The sequence below is a fragment of the Brevibacillus panacihumi genome, assembly GCF_003710985.1.
Taxonomy (GTDB): Bacteria; Bacillota; Bacilli; order Brevibacillales; family Brevibacillaceae; genus Brevibacillus; species Brevibacillus panacihumi.
Genome location: NZ_RHHT01000023.1, coordinates 35391 through 56820, shown reverse-complemented (window position 1 = coordinate 56820; position 21430 = coordinate 35391). Strand labels below are relative to the sequence as shown.

18 protein-coding genes are annotated in these 21430 nt (G+C 50.5%); all 18 read right to left on the bottom strand.

Going from position 1 to position 21430, the window contains the following annotated elements:
- The 18 genes from pxpA to EDM58_RS10795 all read right to left on the bottom strand — a co-directional run bounded on the left by pxpA (position 1) and on the right by EDM58_RS10795 (position 21258).
- Positions 1-762 (bottom strand): 5-oxoprolinase subunit PxpA, encoded by a 762-nt coding sequence (gene pxpA / locus EDM58_RS10880; protein WP_122913356.1) that lies wholly within the window; start codon positions 760-762, stop codon positions 1-3.
- An 11-nt stretch (positions 763-773) separates the two neighbouring features.
- Positions 774-1778 carry a 5-oxoprolinase subunit C family protein gene (locus EDM58_RS10875; RefSeq protein ID WP_122913355.1) on the bottom strand — a complete coding sequence of 335 codons (1005 nt, stop codon included), beginning with the start codon at positions 1776-1778 and terminating at the stop codon, positions 774-776.
- Entirely contained in the window at positions 1775-2515 is a 741-nt protein-coding gene (pxpB, locus tag EDM58_RS10870) for a 5-oxoprolinase subunit PxpB (protein WP_122913354.1), read from the bottom strand. The genes EDM58_RS10875 and pxpB overlap by 4 nt, the downstream gene beginning before the upstream one ends.
- On the bottom strand, positions 2515-3291 hold the full coding sequence (locus tag EDM58_RS10865; protein WP_122913353.1) for an IclR family transcriptional regulator: 777 nt from the start codon (positions 3289-3291) through the stop codon (positions 2515-2517). The genes pxpB and EDM58_RS10865 overlap by 1 nt, the downstream gene beginning before the upstream one ends.
- A 254-nt stretch (positions 3292-3545) precedes the next feature.
- Positions 3546-4679 carry a GerAB/ArcD/ProY family transporter gene (locus EDM58_RS10860; RefSeq protein ID WP_122913352.1) on the bottom strand — a complete coding sequence of 378 codons (1134 nt, stop codon included), beginning with the start codon at positions 4677-4679 and terminating at the stop codon, positions 3546-3548.
- Between the two features lie 43 nt (positions 4680-4722).
- The gene (locus tag EDM58_RS10855; protein WP_122913351.1) at positions 4723-4953 is read right to left on the bottom strand and encodes a hypothetical protein; all 231 of its coding nucleotides are present in this window, start codon (positions 4951-4953) and stop codon (positions 4723-4725) included.
- A gap of 10 nt (positions 4954-4963) precedes the next feature.
- Positions 4964-6160, bottom strand: coding sequence for a Ger(x)C family spore germination protein (locus tag EDM58_RS10850; RefSeq protein WP_122913350.1), 1197 nt, complete (start codon positions 6158-6160; stop codon positions 4964-4966).
- Positions 6161-6198: 38 nt separating this feature from the next.
- Complete coding sequence (locus EDM58_RS10845; protein WP_122913349.1) at positions 6199-7704, bottom strand: spore germination protein; 1506 nt, start codon at positions 7702-7704, stop codon at positions 6199-6201.
- A gap of 343 nt (positions 7705-8047) precedes the next feature.
- Positions 8048-9409, bottom strand: a complete 1362-nt coding sequence (locus tag EDM58_RS10840) for a putrescine aminotransferase (protein ID WP_122913348.1) — start codon at positions 9407-9409, stop codon at positions 8048-8050.
- A gap of 18 nt (positions 9410-9427) precedes the next feature.
- Positions 9428-10900, bottom strand: coding sequence for an aldehyde dehydrogenase family protein (locus EDM58_RS10835; protein ID WP_122913347.1), 1473 nt, complete (start codon positions 10898-10900; stop codon positions 9428-9430).
- A gap of 21 nt (positions 10901-10921) precedes the next feature.
- Entirely contained in the window at positions 10922-11923 is a 1002-nt protein-coding gene (locus EDM58_RS10830; RefSeq protein ID WP_122913346.1) for an ABC transporter ATP-binding protein, read from the bottom strand.
- Positions 11913-12926, bottom strand: coding sequence for an ABC transporter ATP-binding protein (locus tag EDM58_RS10825; RefSeq protein ID WP_122913345.1), 1014 nt, complete (start codon positions 12924-12926; stop codon positions 11913-11915). The genes EDM58_RS10830 and EDM58_RS10825 overlap by 11 nt, the downstream gene beginning before the upstream one ends.
- A 14-nt stretch (positions 12927-12940) precedes the next feature.
- Positions 12941-13864, bottom strand: coding sequence for an ABC transporter permease (locus EDM58_RS10820; RefSeq protein WP_122913344.1), 924 nt, complete (start codon positions 13862-13864; stop codon positions 12941-12943).
- 16 nt (positions 13865-13880) lie between these two features.
- Positions 13881-14831 (bottom strand): ABC transporter permease, encoded by a 951-nt coding sequence (locus tag EDM58_RS10815; RefSeq protein ID WP_122913343.1) that lies wholly within the window; start codon positions 14829-14831, stop codon positions 13881-13883.
- Between the two features lie 78 nt (positions 14832-14909).
- Positions 14910-16535 (bottom strand): ABC transporter substrate-binding protein, encoded by a 1626-nt coding sequence (locus tag EDM58_RS10810; RefSeq protein ID WP_246000652.1) that lies wholly within the window; start codon positions 16533-16535, stop codon positions 14910-14912.
- Between the two features lie 44 nt (positions 16536-16579).
- Positions 16580-17689: a C45 family autoproteolytic acyltransferase/hydrolase gene (locus EDM58_RS10805; protein ID WP_122913342.1), complete on the bottom strand. Its 1110-nt coding sequence runs from the start codon at positions 17687-17689 to the stop codon at positions 16580-16582.
- A gap of 243 nt (positions 17690-17932) precedes the next feature.
- Complete coding sequence (locus EDM58_RS10800; RefSeq protein WP_122913341.1) at positions 17933-18805, bottom strand: LysR family transcriptional regulator; 873 nt, start codon at positions 18803-18805, stop codon at positions 17933-17935.
- A 2-nt stretch (positions 18806-18807) separates the two neighbouring features.
- On the bottom strand, positions 18808-21258 hold the full coding sequence (locus EDM58_RS10795) for an EAL domain-containing protein (protein WP_122913340.1): 2451 nt from the start codon (positions 21256-21258) through the stop codon (positions 18808-18810).
- Between the last annotated feature and the right edge of the window lie 172 nt (positions 21259-21430).

Below are 21430 nucleotides of genomic sequence, written 5' to 3'. Positions count from 1 at the left end.
TCAAAGTGACATAGCTTTGACTTCTACCCCGGTTTTCTCCAAAGTCTCGCGAATTTCGCGCGCGAATGACAGAGCGTGTTCGCCGTCCCCATGAATGCAGACTGTCTCCGCCTTAATCGCGAAGTCACTTCCTTGTCTTGTAAGCACTTTTCCTTCTTTGATCATACGGATTACTTGCTGAACTGCCTGTTCATCATTCGTGATCAGTGCACCCTCCTGGCTGCGCGGGGTGAGAGTCCCGTCCTGTTGATAGGTGCGATCTGCAAAGACTTCACTTTTTGCTCGAAGCCCGATTTTTTCTGCCTCTGTGATCAAATGACTGCCGGCAAGCCCTACCAGATACAGCTCTGGATTGATTCGGTACACCGCTTCTGCGATTGCCCGAGCAAGATCAGAATTGACGGCTGCCATGTTGTAAAAGGCACCGTGCGGTTTCACATGTTGCATCACTCCTCCCTCGGATTGAACGAAGCCCTGCAGCGCCCCCACCTGATACACGACCAGATCGTAGGCCTCCCCGGCGGTAATGGCCATGTTCCTTCTTCCAAAGCCTTGCAGGTCCGGCAGGCCAGGGTGCGCCCCGATTTTGACATCGTGTCTCAAAGCCAGCTGCACGGTCTTGCGCATGGTAGCCGGGTCCCCGGCGTGGAAGCCACATGCAATATTGGCCGAAGTGATGTATGGCAAAACGGCCTCATCATTTCCAATCCGGTAGGCACCGAAGCTCTCTCCCATATCGCAATTCAAATCGATGTGATACATCTTGATCCCTCCTAGGCGTTTTTGACCAAAATCCCTGTCTTTAATTGACGGATTTGATTTTCTCTAACAAGCAAAAGCCACTCCGCGTCTTCACGGCTGATTTCCGTATAACGGATGGTGTCCCCGGGCTTCGTCTGGGCAATCAATGGCAAGTCAACCGTGGCGATCTGGGCGATCTTGGGGTACCCGCCAGTCGTCTGCCTGTCAGCCAGCAGCACGATCGGCTTGCCTTCAGCAGGAACCTGTATGCTCCCAAAAGCGACGGCCTCTGAGATCAACTCCATCTGCTCTGTCAGCTCGAGCATCGGTCCATCCAGCCGGTAGCCCATCCGGTCGGATTGCGGTGTGACCTTGTATGGCTCTGAAAAGAACGCGATTTGGCTTTCTTTTGTAAACCAATCGTATTGATTGCCGCGAATCGCTCGAATCACGGGCGCCGACGTATAATTCGGCACCATTTCCTGTGCCACTCCCCACTCTGGAACGATAAAGGACGCCTGAGCTGATTGACTGCTTAGTCGCTTCATCATTTCTTCTCCGAGCTGGGTGCGCGCCCCAAAGCTCAATTCATCTCCGGCTTTGAGAGCACGTCCCTGAAACCCGCCAATCCCGGCCCGCAAATAGGTGGAACGGCTGTTCATGACGAGCGGAACATCCCAGCCTCCTGCTATGGCGAGATACGCTCTGATTCCTGTTCGGCATGGTCCAAAGTCCAGAACGGATCCTTTTTTCAGGAAAATGGGCTTCCACAATGGCACCGGGGTCCCTTCCACGGATGGGGACAAATCACCGCCGCATATCGAGATCAGCGCATCTTTCTGAAATTCCAGGGTGGCACCTTTCAGGGTCATTTCCAGAGTGGCTTGCGTCTCCTCATTGCCAACCAGCATATTGGCGATCCGGTGCGCCAACGGGTCCATGACACCGCTTACGATTACTCCATGTTTTTGAAATCCATATCGCCCTGCATCCTGAACCGAGGTCAACAATCCAGGTCGAATCACACGTACGGTCACGATGATCCCTCCTCAAACGCCCGGTATTCCTCCATGGAGATCGGATAGAAACGAACCCGGTCTCCCGCTTGCAGCAGACTGGGCGTATCATCCTCCGGTCGGAACAGCCTCAAGGGAGTCCGGCCGATAATTTGCCAGCCACCCGGTGTTTCCATAGGATAGATACCGGTCTGCTTTCCTGCAATCCCGACGGAACCTGCCGGAATCGAGAGGCGTGGAGATTTCCGGCGCGGTGCCGCGATTCGCTCTGACATCCCGCCTATATAAGGAAATCCGGGAGCAAACCCAATCATATAGACCAGATAATCTCCCCCCGCATGGATGTCGATCACTTCCTGCTCCGTGATTTGATTCAACGCGGCTACATCAGGCAGATCAGGCCCGAGCTCTCCCCCGTAGCAAACCGGAATTTCTACAGTCCGTTCCTCTCCAGCGCTTGCTACGGTTGCTTGCTTTAGCTGATCCCGAATCAAATCGCAAACGATCTGATAGAGAGTATCCGACTCTTCTGCCCGCTCTCTCGCTGTATGCTTTTGGTTCCAGTCATATAATGCCTGCGGGTTGTAAAAGATCGTAATCGTCGTGTAGGCAGGAATGTATTCCACCATTCCCGGAATGGGATGCCTGTCCAGTATCAAGGCTACACGCCTTACCTGTTGATACGCCTCCAGACTCATGGTCGTACCGAACTGAACCACGACGGCCTGATCACCCAATGGCTGAAAAGTTGCTTCCATCAGGCCTTCTCTCCTTTTCCTGTTGCTTGCCAGCCTAGTCTTTCTGATATTTCTCGGGCTGCAGCTACTGTTTTTTCAATATAAAACGGCAAATTTTCTTCTCCGTAACGATTTTCTGGTCCCACAATACTGAGACCCGCAACAACGTTGCCCGAATGGTTGAATATGGGCGCGCCTACTGCAGAGGTGTAATTGTACAGCTCAGAATGGCTGATCGTATACCCCGTTTCACGCGTCTTGGCGATGACTTCCCGCAACTTTTGCAGATCTGTAATGGTATTGTTAGCAATTCGCTCCAATTTTACGTTTTGAAAATACGTTTCCCGCTCGAATTCGGACATGTAGGCCAGCAATACGCGCGGACATGCCCCCCCATACAAAGGAGCGCGACGACCAATCGCGGTAAAAACACGGACTGGTTCCGTCGTATCTACTTTCTCTACATAGATGGCTTCGTTGCCATCTCTCACAATCAGGTTTACCGCTTCCCCGATCTCCTGTCGAAGCCGCTGCATGACTGGCAGAGCAATCTTGCGAATATCCAATCGATCGGCGACAGCATGCGCAAACTGTAAAAAGACAAATCCCAATTCATAGGCATGGTCAGCTGTCCGACGTACAAAACCCGTCTCTTCCAAGGAGCTGAGCATCCGATGTACGGAGGTCTTCGGTTGGCCGGTTAGTTTGACAACCTGCGGCAAGGTAAGAGCGGGATGGGACAAAAAGAGCTTCAACAATTCCGCCGCTTTTAATACCGTACTGTTTTTCTCAGACATATTCCCACTCTCCTGTTCCGAATATCGGAACAATCGTTCCGTTAATCGATACTTGTGATCCATTATAAATCGAATGTAAATTACATGACAATATGTAATTTTCATTCTATTCCACACACTTAGGTATCATGGCCAACGAATGACGATGAAAAAGCACAGAGAAGTTTCTCCGAAAACAAAAGCGACTGCACCCCGGATTGGATTCCAGATTGCAGTCGTTTTTTGTTTAATCGGCGCTTCTTTGCTCAGCGATCTCATTCGGATTTTGTTTCATTGCTGGACGTCGCCATGTCTTGCCTTCCTTTTCTTCGGAATGCGTATACTCCCAATAACAGCAAGGGCAAAAACAACCCGTAAGTCGAGACATAAGACAGCCAGGTTTCCCTATTATACTCAAAAGAATGCAATGTATTGGGATGTACCAGCATGGAGAGTGCAACCATAACAACCCCCAGCGGGAGTGTTAGAAAACGATAATCCTTTACATTCAACGTTTGTGCCAAGCCAGTGACGGATGCATAGAAATACAATGAAAGCTTGAAAAAGATCGAGATAAACCACATACCAGCCATGACGATCTCAATGCGTTGGAGAAAATTTCCGACATTAATTTTTTTCGCTAGAGAATAGCTCGGATATATCTGCAGTTGGGTTGTAGTGACTCCAAGTACAAGTATACTCAAGGCGATCATGATGATTAATGTAACCCCGGCGATGATGACTCCAGAAAAAAAGTTTTTTTTCGCTTCATTTGGCCGATTTACGGAAGCGGGATAAACCATTAACAGCACAACAGTGGGGAGGGAAAAGACGCTAATGAAATAGATGGCTGCCCTAAGCAGATTTTTGAAGTCGGCCTCCAAGACCGGCTGTATGTTCTCAACTTTTACTTGAGGAGATACAAAAATCACAAAAACCAGGAATAGAAAAACAAACAACGGAAATAACAGCTCTGCTGAGCGTGCCAAGGTCTCGATTCCAAGTCGAACTCCCATGACGACTACGCATGCAAAAATAATATTGATGGATTGCATCGGGGTTTCCGGCATAATTTGAGTGGTAATAAAGTTGCCGACAAAATACAAAAGTTCAGAAGCAGTGACAAGTGCAAAGAATATAAACGTCAAGGAAACTGCCTTTCCCAGCCATTTCCCAAGTAACTCCTCCATCAATTCAACCAAGCTCATGGAGGGAATGAGACTTCCTACAGCAATGAACAGCCCCACAAGCACAATACCTATGCCCACTCCGAGCAAAGCCGCAATCCAGGCGTCCTGTTTTGCCTCTTCCGCCAGGACTGCGGGAACAATCAAGATGGTAGTGCCTATCGAATATAACGCTACTAGAATCCCAAATTGGCGTGCACTTATTTTTTCGTTGCGAACCATTTTCTCCCCCTTATATCCCCGCGATATGGACGAGATACGCGATTTATTTCAAGATGCCTTGAATGAAATCATTGATTGGTTTGTACAAGTAGGCGATCCCATCAATAGGGTTCGGAACCTTTACGGATAAGCTTTCGGCAATACTGATGCCTGTACCCAAGAGAAGCAGAAGCATAAAAACCCAAAGCTCTTTCTTGTGGCCCTTTCTCCGTAGACGGGGCACTTCCGCCATCGCAATGATCCCTGCTATCGCCAATATTCCAATAACCGCCATAAGCGAACATTTACTCCTTCAATTTATTTTGAAATGAATCACCAGTCGTGCCCAGTTGCCTGATTTTGAAGTCAACCTTGATCCGGACCGGTAATGAAGGAAAATGCTTGTCCCAATCCTTTTTTACTGTTTGCCAATAGTTCGGATCCGCCCGGTGGATAGCCTCACCAAAACCAAAAATATCGCTTTTCAGCTTCTTTGCCTTACTCAGTGCACGTTCTGCATCACTTTTCATTTTCTGTTCCAATTCTATTTCCAGATCGTATAAGGTTTTGGACTTCATAAGATCGATCTGACATTCTACATCCCCTATGTTGGCTTCAGTACGAATCGTCACCTTGATTTCTGGTTGCCCGTCCTTCACCTTTCCCTTCACTTTTGTATTGGAGCGGATCACCTCAACCGCCAATTTTCCGTTATTCCCACAAGCTACTTCCATCACTGTACTGTCCAATCTGTTGGTTAGATTGCTGACCCCCTTGCTTTCTTCTTCATTCAACCAACCGATCATTCGATCTTTTTTAAATACGGCAATGCCTCCGTACTGCAAATTGGTAGGCGTGTCGATAGTTTCGAGATTCCCTTTGCCTTTGCCTATGGCGGGATTCCCTTTAATCAAGATGCCTGTCAAAACGGGCTCCTTCCCTTCGCTAACTATATCGTTGATGAGTTCATCCAATTGAATCGCTACTGTTGGTGCCCATGCTTTCTCTGATACCTCAAGAGAGGTGAACATTTTGGTTGACGGGTTTTTTTCCAATGGGGTCAGGATACTGATGATATCTTTGGCTGCCCTTCCTTTGGACACCACGATGTAAAAATCAGTGCGCAATTCATGGTCTCTGGAGAAAAAATCCAGAATTTTGCCGATGCCTTCCCTTGCCAAGTCTTCACTCAGAACGAACATTCGCAGATGGGAAAAGTACAGCTTCCTGGGGGTTACCGTCGTCATTCTGCGGATGACTTCAAACACCGTGTCTCCTGAAGCATCATACAACGTCACAGGAGAACGTCCGCTGCTTCCTTTCTTTCCTGCCGCTTCCCCGGGATCCACGACTTGAACGGAGACACGATACTTGTTATCGATTTTGTCAATCGCAACTCCTGTGACGATGGCCAGATCGTTCAATTCCCGGCGGCTCCAGCAACCGGTAGCGAAAAGCAAAAGTGTCAGCACGGCGAAAAACAAGGCAGCATTGCGAATCATGGCTGAGCTTTCCTCCTGTTGGTGAAATCTTCGCCTTTCTATTGTCTCGGTTCTGGTTTACGAGGTGGAACATTTTGCTTGCGAGTCACATTTATTTGGCTGATAAGACGCGGACGGGAGAACATCGCCCACTGGGGCAGCCTGAGTATGGCATCCTTTTGGTCAGGGAGAATCATCGGGGCAAAGGGACTCATGTACGGAACCCCGAAGCTGCGCAGACTGCACAAATGCAGCAGCGTGGCAATGGTCCCGACAATTACCCCGAACAACCCGAAGGTGTCAGCCAAAATGATAAACGGAAAGCGCAGGATTCGAATGGAGTTGGCCAGGCTATAAGAGGGAAAAACAAAGCTGGAGATGGCTGTCGTTGACACGACAATGACCATTGCAGCTGATATGATCCCTGCTTCTACAGCTGCTTGCCCGATTACGAGTGTACCGACGATGGATACTGCTGGCCCGATTGTACGAGGCATACGGAGTCCGGCTTCACGCAAAATTTCAAAGGCGACTTCCATCATGATCGCTTCAAAGAAGGCTGGGAAAGGAACACCCTCCCTCTGAGAAGCCAAGCTGACCAGTAATTGCGTCGGGAGCATTTCCTGATGGAACGTTGTAATCGCGACATAGAGCGATGGGCCGAACAAAGCGATAAATATCCCGAGATAGCGCAGGATGCGGATGAGACTGCTGATATCCGCACGATGATAATAGTCCTCGGCTGCGTGCAAAAATGACACAAACAAAGCAGGAACGACAAGGACAAACGGGGTGCCGTCGACCAGTATGGCCACCTTTCCCTCAAGAAGCTCGGCCGCGATCACATCCGGGCGTTCGCTATTGTATACCGTCGGGAATGGTGTAAATACATCGTCTTGAATCATTTCCTCAATGTAGCCGCTTTCCAAAATACCGTCGATGTCTATTCGATCCAGACGCTCTCGGACTTCTTCCACTACTTTGTCATTCACGATTCCTTTGATGTACATGAAAGCAACTTCCGTTTTTGTCACACGGCCTATCTGTTTGGTTTCCATCCAGAGATTCGGATCCTTGATTTTGCGCCGTATCAAAGAGGTATTCGTCCGCAGCGTTTCCGTGAATGCTTCCCGCGGGCCGCGAACGACAGATTCTGCGGAAGGCTCTGTCACGCCTCGATTCTGCCATCCTTGGGCACTTACTGCCTTCGCTTTGGTGCTCCCATCGAACAGGATGATCGCATCCCCGGACAACAGCCCGTTGTACAAGTCATCGAAGGTATGAATGTCCTGGGCATCGCCTATTGTGGTGACAAATTTTTGCAGGACCTGGGCCACGTCTAGTGTGTCCGTATTGGATGGATCCGCCTCATTAAACCGGGTATCCAGAAGCAGCGACGCCCTGATGTAGTCAGTGATCACATTTTTGTCTACCAAGCCGTCTGTATACAGGATTCCCAGTGCTTGGTCCGCTTTTTTCCCGATGCGGACCTCTTGAATAATGATATCTGAGCTGTTGCCAAGATCACTTTTGATCTTTCTGATATTTTCTTGAAGGCTTGACAGAAGCGGCTGCCCCTCTGTCGCAACCGTTTCCGGACTGGTTTTCGTGGAAAAAAAAACGTCTGCGAAAGTCCTTAATTTTCATGATGATCCCCTTTTTGCTAAGGATGCAGTCTAGTATTTCATTATCGTCCTTGCAAGTTCGGTTTAGACATTTTGATGGCGTCGGGTTATGCATCGCCGCTGGGTCCCATACACAAAACGAACCGCCACATCGCTGGAATCGCAGTGGCGGTTCGTTCCTCTTTCCAAATATTACATTTTTAAATAATTGTTTAAATGGATCCTACCCTTCGATTTTCCGGGTCATGCTCTCCTACCGGCACCCCTGCTGCTAATGAGCATTTCATTTGAGCAGCCGAAGCACTTCTGCAAAAGCCTCGATCACGCGATCTGCCTCATCGTAGGTGATCGTAAGCGGCGGTTCGATGCGAATCGTCTTGGCATTAATCAGGGTCCCGGCTACCAGCACACCGTTGTCGAACAAGCCTTTGGATACCTCGTAGCCAATCTCGTCGCTATGGAATTCAATACCGATCAACAAACCTTTTCCCCGTACCTCCTGCACTTTATCCTTGTGCTGCCCTGCCGCTTCACGCAGGCCTTTCAGAAGGTATTCTCCCATTTCCACACAGCGGTCGAGCAGATTTTCCTCGATCAAGACATGAAAAGTTGCAATTGCAGCGGCACACGCCAAGGGATTGCCGCCGAATGTGGTCGTTTGGACAAACGGGTTGGGGAAAAAGCTCTTGAATACTTCCTCCGTCGCGACGACGGCCCCGGCTGGCATGATCCCGCCGCCGAATGCCTTTGCGAGACAAAGAATATCGGGAACGACGCCATAGTGCTCGCAGCAGAACATTTTCCCGGTACGTCCCATTCCGGTCTGAACCTCGTCGAGAATCAGCAGCGCGCCGTACTCATCACATAGCTCCCGCACTTGCTTCAGGTAGTTTTCCGGAGGGAGATTGACGCCGCCCTCCCCTTGGATTGGCTCGAGGATGACGCCTGCAATCTCTTCCCCTACCAGCGTGCAGGCTTCAAAGGTTTTGCGCATCATCTCCATATCGCCGAAATGGACATGGCGAAAACCGGGGATCATGGGGATAAAGGGCTTGCGGAACACTCCTTTTGCCGTGGCGGACAAAGCCCCCAGGCTCTTGCCGTGGAACGCTTTGGTCGTTGAGATGAAAGTCGTGCGCCCCGTATGCATCTTGGCCAGCTTGATGGCCGCTTCCACCGTCTCCGTGCCGCTGTTGGCAAAATAGGCGTATTTCAAATCTCCCGGCGTGATCTCAGCCAGGATTTTGGCGAGCATCGCCCGCAGCGGATCCAGCAGGTCCTGACTGTGCAAGGGTTGGCGATTGAGCTGGTTGATAACTGCTTGTACGACTTTGGGATGACGATGTTCAACGTTGTAAATCCCGAAACCGCCGAGGCAGTCGATGTATTCCTTGCCGTTCACATCCATGAATGAATTGGGACCGGCATCCTTCCATTCGACCGCAGCGAATTGTCCATCCTTCGTTACGGATTTTCGATAGCTGAGAAAGCCGGGATTGACGTGCTCCCGGAAGTTATCCACCGTCTGCCGGGTGACCCATTCTGCCTCCTCCTTTGAGATCTCGTCCTTGGCAATCAGATCAAGTACTTTTTGTGTATAGTCAAAGACCTCTGCGTATCGTTCACTCGTTATTGTTCTGCTCACTTTTGCATCCTCCTGAGTTTAGTTGCGAAACCAACCGCTCGGCTGGACCTGCAACTGAATGTTAATCTGCTTCACCTCGGTGTATTCCTCATAACCGTAGGTGCCCAGCCCGCGACCGATTCCGCTCTGCTTGTAGCCGCCCCACGGCGCCTCATTGTATGTCGGGTGGTAACAATTGATCCAGGTGATGCCTGCGCGCAATTTGCGGATCACGCGCATCGCCTTGGCACCGTCTTGGGTAAAAACGCCGCCTGCCAACCCGTACACGGTATCGTTGGCGAGACGAATCGCCTCTTCCTCATCCCGGAAGCGCTGGACAGCCAGCACAGGTCCAAAAATCTCCTCCTGGACGATTCGCATCGATGGAGTGGTTTCTGTAAAAATAGTCGGTTCGACAAAGTACCCGTTTCCGAGTCCATTGGCACTGATCCTGTTGCCACCGCATACCAGGCGCGCTCCCTCGGCTTTTCCCAGCTCGATGTAATGCAGGACCTTTTCCAGATGTGCCTGGCTGACCAAGGGCCCCATCTCGGTATCCGGATCGCTTCCTGGTCCGACGACGATTTTCTGCGCCCGCTCCACCAGCTTCTCGACGAACCGGTCATGTATGCTGTCCTGAAGCAACAGACGAGAGCCAGCCGAGCAGACCTGCCCCTGATTGGCAAAAATGCCGAAAAGCGCATAATCCACTGCCGTATTAAAATCCGCATCCGCAAACACGATATTGGGGGATTTTCCGCCCAGCTCGAGCGAGATTTTTTTGATGTTCCCGGCTGCTGCCTTCATGATGCTGCGCCCAGTCGCGATACCGCCTGTAAAAGAAATTTTGTCTACCAAATGGCTTTCCGCCAGTTCGTGTCCCACGGTAGCTCCCGGACCTAGAACCAGGTTGGCTACGCCCTTCGGAATTCCTACTTCTTCGATGATTTCAAACAGTTTGATCGCCGTCACTGGCGTAACCTCGGATGGCTTGAACACAAAGGTGTTTCCAGCCGCCAAAGCAGGAGCGATCTTCCATACGCCCATCAGGAGCGGGTAGTTCCAAGGCACGATGAGGCCGCATACACCTACAGGCTCGCGAACAACCATCGCTTGCACGGGATCGGCGACGGGATAGGTCTGTCCGTCCGGCTTGGTTGCCAACCCGGCATAATACCGGAAGCAGGCCGCTGCGTCTGCGACATCGAATGCTGTCTCCCGTAAAGGCTTGCCGTTGTCCAGCGTCTCCAGCCGGCTGATTTCCTCCGCCCGCTGCTCCAGTTTGTCTGCGATCGCAAACAGATAGCGCGCTCGTTCGGCTGCCGGCAGCTCAGACCAGATCCCGCTGTCGAATGCTTCTCTGGCGCATTGCACGGCTTGCCTGGCGTCGTCCACATCCCCTTCTGCCGACAAGGCGATGACTTCCCCATTAGCGGGATTCACAATCTCCCGCGTTTTCCCGCTCTTTGCGTCCACCCATTCCCCATTGATGTACATCCTCAATTTCATCACGCCAGCATCTCTCCTTTTCGATTATGGTTTTGTATAGAAATGACAGGAAACCATATGTTGGGGGGCTGCTTCTAACTGAGGCGGCACCTCTTGTTTGCACACGTCCATCGCGAGTGGACATCTTGTGTGAAAAATGCACCCGGACGGAGGATTCATCGGCGACGGGATCTCCCCCCGCAGGATGATCCTCTCTTTCTTTCTCTGTGGATTGGGAATCGGAACGGCTGACAGCAACGCTTGCGTGTAAGGATGCAGCGGGTTGGCAAACAGACTTTCTGTCGGGGCCTGTTCTACCATCTGGCCTAAGTACATCACCCCGATGCGATCCGAAATGTGGCGCACGACACTGATATCATGGGCGATGAAAAGATAGGTAAGCCTGTATTCTGCCTGCAGCTCCTGCAGCAGATTGATGATTTGCGATTGAATGGACACATCGAGCGCAGAGACAGGCTCATCAGAGATGACAATCTGCGGATTGACTACCAGTGCTCTGGCCAGACCGATCCGCTGCCTTTGTCCGCCCGAAAATTCATGGGGATAGCGAAAATAATGGTCTACTTGCAGGCCTACCTTGTGCATCATCTCCATCACCCGTTCGGTTCGCTCTTTTGGATCGCCGATGGAGTGGATGGCCAAGGGCTCCTCCAGGATTTGCCCGATGCGTTTTCGCGGATTGAGTGATGAGAATGGATCTTGAAAGACCATTTGCATGTCCCTGCGGATCTTTTGCAATTCTTTTCCGGAAAGCTGAAAGATATCTTGGTCTCCGTAAAGCGCCTGCCCTGCTGTCGGATCTGTCAACCGCAAAATGGTGCGCCCCATCGTGCTTTTGCCGCACCCGGATTCTCCGACGATACCGAGCGTCTCGCCTGCATGCAGCTGGAACGAGACATCATTTACCGCTTTTACGTAGCCTTTTACTCCGCCCAAGGTGCCTAAAGGGCCTTTGACGGGAAAGTATTTTTTGAGTCCGCGCACATCCAGAAGCGGTTTACGGGTTTCCAGGGCTTCATGAGACATAGCTTCTCTCCTCTTCTTCCTGCGCGATTTTTTCAGCATGCCAGCATCTCACCTTATGTCCCGCTGCATGCTCCTCGTATGCGGGAGGCCGTTCATGGCACATGTAATCGGCATATGGGCAGCGGGGAGCAAAGCGGCAGCCGGTCGGAATATTGTCGAGGGTCGGCACCATTCCTTCGATAACGTGCAGTTTTTGCGATCGGTCGGAATCCATCTGCGGGATTGATTTCATCAACCCTTTTGTGTACGGATGGCGCGGCTGGGCAAACAAGGTTTCCACATCTGCTTCTTCCACGATCTGCCCCAGGTACATGACGACCACGCGACTGCACAATTCTGCCACCACTCCGAGATCATGCGTGATAAAAATCATCCCCATGCCCTGCTCGCGATTCAGCTCCAGCATCAAATCCAGGATCTGGGCTTGAATCGTAACATCCAGCGCAGTCGTAGGCTCATCGGCGATCAGCAGTTTCGGCTGGCACGCCAACGTCATCGCGATCATCGCTCGCTGCCTCATCCCTCCCGACAATTGATGGGGATACTCATGCACGCGCTTCTCCGGAGCCGGAATGCCCGTCATCCGCAACAGCTCTATCGCTTTTTCGAAAGCTGCCTTTTTCGAGATCTGCTGATGAAGCATGAGTGATTCGGCAATCTGGGAACCGATGGAGAACACCGGATTGAGGGAACTGAGCGGGTCCTGAAAAATCATGGAAATCTCATTGCCTCTGATTTTTTGCATACCTGCCTCAGGCAATTGCAGTAAATCAGTCCCTTCAAAAAGGATCTTACCGTCGTATTCCACGGTGTCTTTTTCGTCCAGCAATCGGAGGATCGCTTGGGAGGTCACGCTTTTCCCGCATCCAGACTCCCCGACAACACCGACGATTTCCCCTGCGTTGACATGGAAGGAGATGCCGTCAACCGCCGTAATGCGGCCGCGTTCCGTATAGAAATGGACCTTAAGCTCATTCACTTCCAAAAGAGGTGGTTTCGTCACGATAATCCCCCATTTTATTTTTTCTTCTTTCTTTTAAAGGAGAGACTGGAATGAGGATCTACCATGTCGCGAATACCGTCTCCCGCAAAATTCAGGCCCATGACCGTCAAAATAATCAAAATCCCGGGGAAAACCGTCATCCACCAGGCTTTGAAGATGACCAGCTTGCCATCGTACAGGATGTTCCCCCAGCTTGGGTCCGGCGTAGGGACTCCGGCCCCCAAAAAGCTCAAGGCTGCCTCGGTGATGATGGCATCCGCGAAGATGAAGGTCGCTTGCACGACGAGAGGGGACAGCGTATTGGGAGCGATATGCATCCAGATGATCCGCGCCGCGCTTGCTCCTTGCGCCTTCATCGCTTCAATATAGGTTTCTTCGCGCACCACGAGGGTAGCCGAGCGGACAATCCGGGCAACATAAGGGATGAACACGATCCCGAGCGCAATGATCACATTTTCCGTCATAGGGCCTAGAGCCGCTACGAGGGCAATCGCCAGCAAGATACCCGGAATCGCCATCAAACCGTCGCAGATCCGCATCAGTACTTGATCGAGAGCCCTGTAATAGCCGGAATACAGGCCAATCACCATGCCCGCCGCTGCAGAAATGAGCGCTACCGAAAACCCGACCCCGATGGATACCCGCGCGCCATATACAATACGGGTCAGCAGATCGCGACCGAAGTTGTCCGTTCCCAGCAGATGCTCCGCTCCAGGCGGCTGCAGTCTTTTGACCGGGTCCATTTCGTACGGATCGTAGGACACCAGATACGGCCCCACCAGAGCAAAGGCTGTGATCAGTACGATGATGATGCTTCCGGTAAGCATCAATTTATTGGAGAGAAAACGGCGCAGTTGAAGGCGTCGCTGTTCTTTTTTCAACGTTTGTTTAACTTGGGACAATTCCAGTCTTTTCGCGTTTGATCCAAGTGCATCCATCCTGCATTTCTCCTTTCTATTTCCGCTCCAATCTCACCCTTGGATCAATGACGCCATACAGGATGTCGACGATCAGATTAATGAAGACATACACACAGGTCACAAACAGGACGACTCCCTGTATCACCTCATAATCTCGCCTCTCGACAGAATTGATGATGAGCTGTCCGATACCCGGGATGTTAAATATCGTCTCGGTCACCACCGCCCCAGTGACCAAGCCGCCAAAAGTTTGTCCGATGACCGTCAGGATTGGGAGAAAGGCGTTGCGCAGGGCATGCTTGTAGATGAGCTGCCGCTCCTTCACTCCTTTGGAACGCGCAGCTTTCATATAATTCATGTTGAGGACCTCAAGCATCGATGATCGGGTCATCCGCGTGATTAAGGCGGATTGAATCGCTCCCAGGGACACCGCGGGAAGGATTAAATATTTCAGGTGATTCCACAGCCCCGCTTCCAAGGGCTTGTATCCCGCCACAGGCAGCCATTGCAATTTTACGCCGACCAAAAGAATCAAGAAGAGCGCCAGCAGGAAGCTGGGAATGGCCATCCCAAGCAAGGAGAAGCCCATCACCGTCTGGTCGGCAGCCGTCCCTCTTCGCAGAGCTGCCGTAATGCCCAGTGGAATCGCGATCAATAATGCGATGATCTGGGCCAGAATCGCGAGCGAAAGCGTCGGCTGCAGATGGCTGAATATCGCCTCGGAGACCGACTCTTTCATAAAATAGGACTCTCCCAAATCGCCGCGAAGCACGTCTGTGATCCAGTTCATGTACTGCTGATATATCGGGAGATCAAGCCCGAGCTGTTGCCGCAGGGCCTCCACATCCTGCGCAGTTGCCGACTCCCCCAGTATCACGGAAGCAGGATCCCCCGGAGTGATATGAATGATCAGGAAGATGACCACGGAGACTACAAACAGCACAGGGATCAGGGCTAAGATTCTCTTAACCAGGTAAAGATTCACGAGTCATCCCTCCTTTCTTCGATTTCAGGAAAATTCTCCACCCATTCCCGAAGAAAGAATGGGTGGAGACAGCGTTCTTTATTTCGCGTTGGATACATTCCACAGAATCAAGCCGTCCAGCCATGTCATGCCTTCCACTGATTTTTGCGAGGAAGAGATGGAATTGCCGTCGCCAATCTTGACTACAGGAACGTATTCGTAGAACCACTTTTGTATGTCATCGTAAACTGACATCGCTTTTTCCAGATTGGGCGCTCCTCTGAATTTCACCAGAAGCTCATCGAGCTCGGGACTGTTGGTCCACCCTGGAAAATCCTTTCTCATAAACGCGAGGGAGCTGGGCTCCGGCTTGGGCGTATTGGTGATGACAAGGATATCGAATTTGTTTTCATCGTTTCGCAGCTCAGTGAAAGTAGGCCAGTCATACACCTCCAGCTTGGATTTGACCCCCAGGTTCTTCAATTGTTGTTGAAAGGCGACTGCCCCGTTGTACATATCTTCATAGTCACGGCTTGTCATGATGACGATTTCTTCGCCATTGTAGCCCGCTTCACCAAGCAGCTGCTTGGCTTTTTCCGGATTATTCTGATTATAGGATTCGCGTCCGTTTTCACTGGACCATTGGCCGATCTGGTAATACATCATCATATTGTGGTTAAGCTCGTAATATTTTTCTTGCGTGTAGGCAGCGATCAGGATGGATTCGGCGTCGATCCCGGCTGCAATCGCCTGACGCGCCTTCTCATTGGCGAACAATCCTTTTTTCTTGTTAAAGTACAGATTCAGCATACCGGTAGGAGCGACATCCACCTTGATCTCGGGATTGCTTTCCAGCTGCTGGACACTGTCATAGGAGACATCCGCCGCGATGTCGAATTCCCCGGAGAGAAGTCCTGCAACCTGTGTCGACGAATCAGGAGTAAAAATAAAGTAGATATCGTCAACGCGTGCCTCTCTCTTTCCAGCCAAGCCATCCGCCGCTTCACTTCTAGCCTGGTAATCCGCATATTTGGTCAGGTGAATTTGCTGATCTTGCTTCCACTCCTTGAATTGGAATGGTCCGGTCCCGACATATTCCTTGACGCCTTTGGGATCTGCCTGATCGATCAGTTCTTTGGGCATGATCGCCGGGTAATTCCCACCGCCGTAGGCGAGAATTGCCATCGCTGTGGCGGTAGGCTGTTTCAGGGTAAGAACGGCAGTCTGGGCATCCTTGGCTTCAAAGACAGCCCCAGTGAAGTGATCCTTTCCGGCACTGGATATCTGGATCCACCGATTCATAGATGCCGCCACATCGTCAGCGGTCATTTCTTTGCCGTTATGAAAGCGGATTCCCTGGCGCAGCCGGAAGGTAATCGTTGTGCCATCCTCACTCTGCTCCCATGACTCTGCCAGCATGGGCTGGACGTGGTACTTGGAATCAGCGGTCACCAGCGTCTCAAATACGTTGCGGCCGATGGTGGCCGAAGCCTGCGAGGTGGTCACATGCGGGTCGAGAGTCGGTGGTTGTGCCTGGTAGGCGATCTTTAATTCTCCCCCTGTCGCTGCTTGCGGTTCCTTAGCGGGTTCTGGTTGGGCTTGCCCCTGACCAGGCGGTTGAGCCCCTTCATTTTGTCCTGTCTGTGCCGTCTGTGCCCCGCATCCAGCCAATGATGCCGCCACCATCCAAATGGCCAATGTTCTGACAATACGAGATGCCTTCATTTTTTCTACCCCCTTTATCATTGCTTTTTTAGATTCTGCTATGCCTAGGAAAAGGAATAGCGTTTGTATTCGTATTGATTGGGAGGACCCAGTGCGACCCACAGATTCCCTTCCCCGGGTTCCGCGATGACCGAAGCAAACGTGATGATGTCTGCCCCCTTGTCTCCAGGAGACTGTACTCTCTCATCACCCTCAACCTGACACAAGCAGTGGGGAAAAGTTGCCCGATCCCGCAAAATGTCCTGCATGACCGTGGTATTCAACCTGCCGTGATGCTCCTTCAACAAGCTCAGCATCCGCTCCAGTCTGATCCGCGAATTCTCCAGCTCTACGCCGCGCAACCTTTCCTCAGCCAGCAAACTCTCTGCGGTGTAATGATTGGAGTGAGCCAATAGACCGTTTTCGGGGAAAATCAGGGCATCCCGAGTTGGCGTATTCTCGAAGTCTACTGCTCCCCCGTATTTGTCCAACAGGATCAGGTTGCGGGAAGATGCACGCTCTACTTGGCGGATCAGCTCGATTGCCTCTCCGACTGTGTCTTTGGAAAGCGCCAGCCGGGACAACATATAGCGAGGAAGGCCTGCTCTCCAGCCGTCACAGGTTAGAAAGTTGGCAAAAGCTCCGAGGCCCCTTTGATTGATCCCGACATAAGAGATCTGTCCCGCAGGGGTTAGCATAAGCGTAGCTGGTCCACTGTCAGGAACACACTCTACCACCACCCCCAGCTCGGAATAAAAGGCCGGCAAATCGCAGTTCTGTCCAATCAAAGGAATCCCATTGGACGTCGCCTCCGCCAATACGGCAAAGGTCGTGCACTCATTGTTGGCTTTGGCATCATGATTGATCTCTGCCCTGACCTGCAGCAGATAGGCTTCCGCGATTGAAATGCCGGCGCCTTCTGCCACTCCCTGCACCTCTTCGTCAAAGAACTCTGCATACTTCTGGACGTAGGGACGGTACTTCATGACAGCGCTTTCCAATTTGGCAGTCGTCATGTGATATCGGCTATTCAGGCGATCCAGCGCATAGTCACGATGCTTTAGTATCAGCTCCGAGCAAGCTTCTCCAAACTGTTGACCGATTTGGCGATAGGTCCCGCTAAATCGATAGAAAGGAAATGATTGTGTCGATCGTTTTGTGTTTTGCTGCGACATCCGATTTTCTCCTTACTCTTTTATTTCTATATTTTCTGCAGGAACGTGCGTTTTTTCCCTCGACTCCTTTCCAGACCGAGTCTGTATTGTTCAAATATTTCGTACAATTAACGTATCACGCGGTCACTCTTCAAGTAAATTTCATAATTTTTGTCTGTTCCTTCAAAAAATTTGAAGATAGATTCTTCCCTTATCCAAACAAAAAAGATGCAGCACAATGTTGCACTGCATCTTTCAAAAGAGTCACGTATCATTCATAAAATCAAGCGCCAGCAAATGAGCCACAAATTTGTTCACGATCGCCAGCTGGGTAGCCGATTCCCGATAAAGCATCCACGTCTTCAGCGTTACAGGCTCACCGCTTTTTGTCACAAGCTCAAATGCATGCAAGGGATCGTCAGGGTATAGGAAAATCTGCGGGATGATCGCATAACCCAGGTCATTCATTACCATTTCCTTGCATATTTCAAACGTATCGACCTGCATGGTAATGAGAGGGGGAGCGGTAAACCTCTCATACCACCAGTTGTTGATCTCCTCGCTGAAATCCGAGCTGTTTTTATAGTTGATTCGCGGAATATTGGGCAAATCGTCCAGATTGATTTTGTTTTTTGAAATGATGAAGATGTTTTCTTCCTTTAGCAAATGCTTTTGTTCTGACCACGTATATTTGCCCCGGACGATCCCGACGTGTATCTCTTCATTGCGTATCCACTCGTATATTTCGTCACTGATCCCCGTCTTGACATTGATTTCGACCCTGGGATACAGATTGACGAATTCTTTCAGGATGGGGGGAAGCTTGTAATGGGCTATGACCCTTGATACCCCGAGCCTCAAGGTGCCTTGGGCTTCGTTTGCCATATTCAGCATGTAGTCCTTCGCCTTGCGCAGCTCCGTACTTGCCTTTTGGGCATATTGATACAAGTACTTTCCCTCTGGAGTAAATTCGATTTTCTTCCCGCTTCGGGTGAGTATTGGTACTCCGAATTCCTTCTCCAACTGCTGCAGCCGATAGGTTAAAGCCGGGGGTGTGATATAGAGAAGCTCAGCAGCTTTGGTCAGGTTCTGCGCTTCCGCTATATATTTCAGCAGAAGATAGTCCTTCTCATTCATGCTTATCCCCCGATTTCGCCTGCGATTCGGCCAGGAATAAAAAATTCCTGCTCTACTTCCTCCGCAGATAATGGTCTGCTGAAATAATATCCCTGGATTTCCTGGCAGTCATTTTCGGTGAGGACATCCAGTTGATCCTTCGTTTCGATTCCCTCTGCAATGACGTCCAATTTCAGATGCTGGGCCATCGAGATGATCGCGGCCACAATCGCTTTGTCACTGCTGTTTTGCGTTATGTCTATGATGAAGGAACGGTCTATTTTCAATTTGTGTATCGGGAATTTCTTCAGATAACTCAATGAGCTATAGCCTGTCCCGAAGTCATCCAAGCTGATGCGAATCCCGATCTTATTCAATTCCTGCAGAATCGCGATGGATACAGCAGGGTCCATCATCATGCTCTCGGTGATTTCCAGCTCCAGGTACTTGGGTGCCAGCTTCGTCTCCTCCAGGATGTTTTTGATATACATCACCAGATTTGGCTGATGGAATTGCTGTGATGACAGGTTGACCGATATCGGAATCAAAGGACCTCCCTCGTCATGCCATTGCTTCATTTGACGGCATGCTTCCTTCAAAACCCATGTCCCGATCTCAAAAATCATCCCTGTCTCCTCTGCTATGGGAATAAACAGTCCGGGAGACATCAAGCCTTTCTTCGGATGCTTCCATCTGACCAAGGCCTCCACACCGATCATCTGGTTGCTTTCAGCATGAAATTGCGGCTGGTAATGCAGCTCCAGCTCATTGCGCTCAAGCGCTTTTCGCAGATCACTTTCCAGTTCAATATTGTCCAATAACTGAAGATCCAGGTCGGGCGAGTAAAATTGGTGGCCGTTTTTTCCCTGACGCTTCACCTGATACATCGCGGTATCGGCCTTTTTCAGCAAATCTACAGCATCCTTGCCATGAATCGGGAACAATGCCGTACCAATACTGGCAGAGATGTAGAAATCATTGTCCTTTAAACGAAACGGCTGCTTGAGTGCTTCCATGATCTGCTCCGCCAACTCCGCGGCCTCAACCCCGTCGGCTCCTGTTTTGCAAAACACCGTAAATTCGTCTCCACCCATTCGGGCTACCATCGCTTGAGAAGCCTCCGCACACTTGACGATCCGGCTGCTTACCCCTTGCAAGAACAAGTCTCCATAGGTGTGTCCCAGTGAATCATTGATCATTTTGAACCGGTCTATATCCAAAACCATGACGGCAAAAGTGGTTGTTTCGCCTACGTTTGCATGAATAGTGCGATTCAACAACTCATAAAACTTTCTGCGATTGGGCAGCCCTGTGAGCTCGTCGTGATCAGCTTGGTGCTTGATTATGGTCTTTACTCGGTTTTCCTCTGTAATATCCTTAATAAAAAGATGATTCCCAACGACCTCGCCCTGGATCGTAACAGGCACATTGATCACACTTAACTCTACTCTTTGCCCGTTCGGGCGGATAAGAGTCGTCTCGAAGTTTTTGGCCATCTGTCCAAAGGATTGATTGTACCACTCTGCCGCATTCTCTCTTGCATCCTCGGCAAGAATCGTTCCAATTTTGGAAATGTGCTGCTGCAGATAGTCCTCTGCCCGCAATCCTCCGATAGTAAGGATCGCTGGATTCATGTTTAGAATGATCCCAGAGGTATTGATCGAGATAATGCCATACTCGTTATTCTCATATAACGAGTGGTACCAGCTTTCATTCTCTTGAATTCTCGAATCTTTTTGAGAAAGCCGTTTATTGATAAATACCCCAAACAGCGTCAAGCCCAGCAACAGAAACGTGGCGATGACAATAATATAAGCCAGCGTGTCGGTCCCCATCTGCATCTCTTGGTTGTCCATCATGTGAGGACTGGTATGGAAATGTGCAGCGACCATCCCCGTGTAATGCATGCCCGCAATAGCCGCTCCCATGATCAGGGAGCTTCCCAATTTATACAGATGTACGAATCTCGATTGATCCCGATTTACATAAAACAGAAGCCACAGTGCCGCAAAGGAAGCTGTGCCCGCAATGACGACGGAGAGAATCACGTAGTAAGGATCGTAGGTAATCTCGACATTCATGGCTTCCATACCGGTGTAGTGCATTCCGGATATTCCCGCAGCCATAAGTAACCCGGCGATGAAAATCTGTTTTACCTCCAGTTTGTTTCTGGTTACCGTAAGCAAAGCAATGGCTGACACAAGTATGGCAAAAACAACAGACAAAATGACTAGCCCGGTATCGTATACAACCTTGACCGGTAGGGTGAGTGCCAGCATTCCGACGAAATGCATCGACCAGATCCCCAACCCCATCGACATTGCTCCAAAAACCAGCCAAAGCAGCCTATTCTTCCCTTTACTGCTGTTCACCCTGCCAGCCAGGTCGAGTGCAGAATACGAAGCGGCTACCGCGATGAGATAGGACAGGATCACCAAAAAATAATCATACGTTCCATGCAAGGTATGATCCATATATGTTGCACCTAGCTTTCCTTTGACTCAGCTTGAGTTTTTTCATGACGCGTCCATTAAAATCAAGCATACTGAACGTATTGGATATCTGCAATCATTTTCCACCATTTCAACAACTATGAAAAGGACAGGGGATGGATAGATGCATCATGCCCTACCCTTCCTCTGTCCT

Bases quoted from the DNA above. Each gene is read 5' to 3' on its own strand.
- EDM58_RS10820 (WP_122913344.1), bottom strand. From the start codon at position 13,864: ATGGATGCACTTGGATCAAACGCGAAAAGACTGGAATTGTCCCAAGTT.
- EDM58_RS10800 (WP_122913341.1), bottom strand. From the start codon at position 18,805: ATGAATGAGAAGGACTATCTTCTGCTGAAATATATAGCGGAAGCGCAG.
- pxpA (WP_122913356.1), bottom strand. From the start codon at position 762: ATGTATCACATCGATTTGAATTGCGATATGGGAGAGAGCTTCGGTGCC.
- EDM58_RS10830 (WP_122913346.1), bottom strand. From the start codon at position 11,923: ATGTCTCATGAAGCCCTGGAAACCCGTAAACCGCTTCTGGATGTGCGC.
- EDM58_RS10860 (WP_122913352.1), bottom strand. From the start codon at position 4,679: ATGGTTCGCAACGAAAAAATAAGTGCACGCCAATTTGGGATTCTAGTA.
- EDM58_RS10810 (WP_246000652.1), bottom strand. From the start codon at position 16,535: ATGAAGGCATCTCGTATTGTCAGAACATTGGCCATTTGGATGGTGGCG.
- EDM58_RS10795 (WP_122913340.1), bottom strand. From the start codon at position 21,258: ATGGATCATACCTTGCATGGAACGTATGATTATTTTTTGGTGATCCTG.
- EDM58_RS10805 (WP_122913342.1), bottom strand. From the start codon at position 17,689: ATGTCGCAGCAAAACACAAAACGATCGACACAATCATTTCCTTTCTAT.
- EDM58_RS10850 (WP_122913350.1), bottom strand. From the start codon at position 6,160: ATGATTCGCAATGCTGCCTTGTTTTTCGCCGTGCTGACACTTTTGCTT.
- pxpB (WP_122913354.1), bottom strand. From the start codon at position 2,515: ATGGAAGCAACTTTTCAGCCATTGGGTGATCAGGCCGTCGTGGTTCAG.
- EDM58_RS10855 (WP_122913351.1), bottom strand. From the start codon at position 4,953: ATGGCGGTTATTGGAATATTGGCGATAGCAGGGATCATTGCGATGGCG.
- EDM58_RS10865 (WP_122913353.1), bottom strand. From the start codon at position 3,291: ATGTCTGAGAAAAACAGTACGGTATTAAAAGCGGCGGAATTGTTGAAG.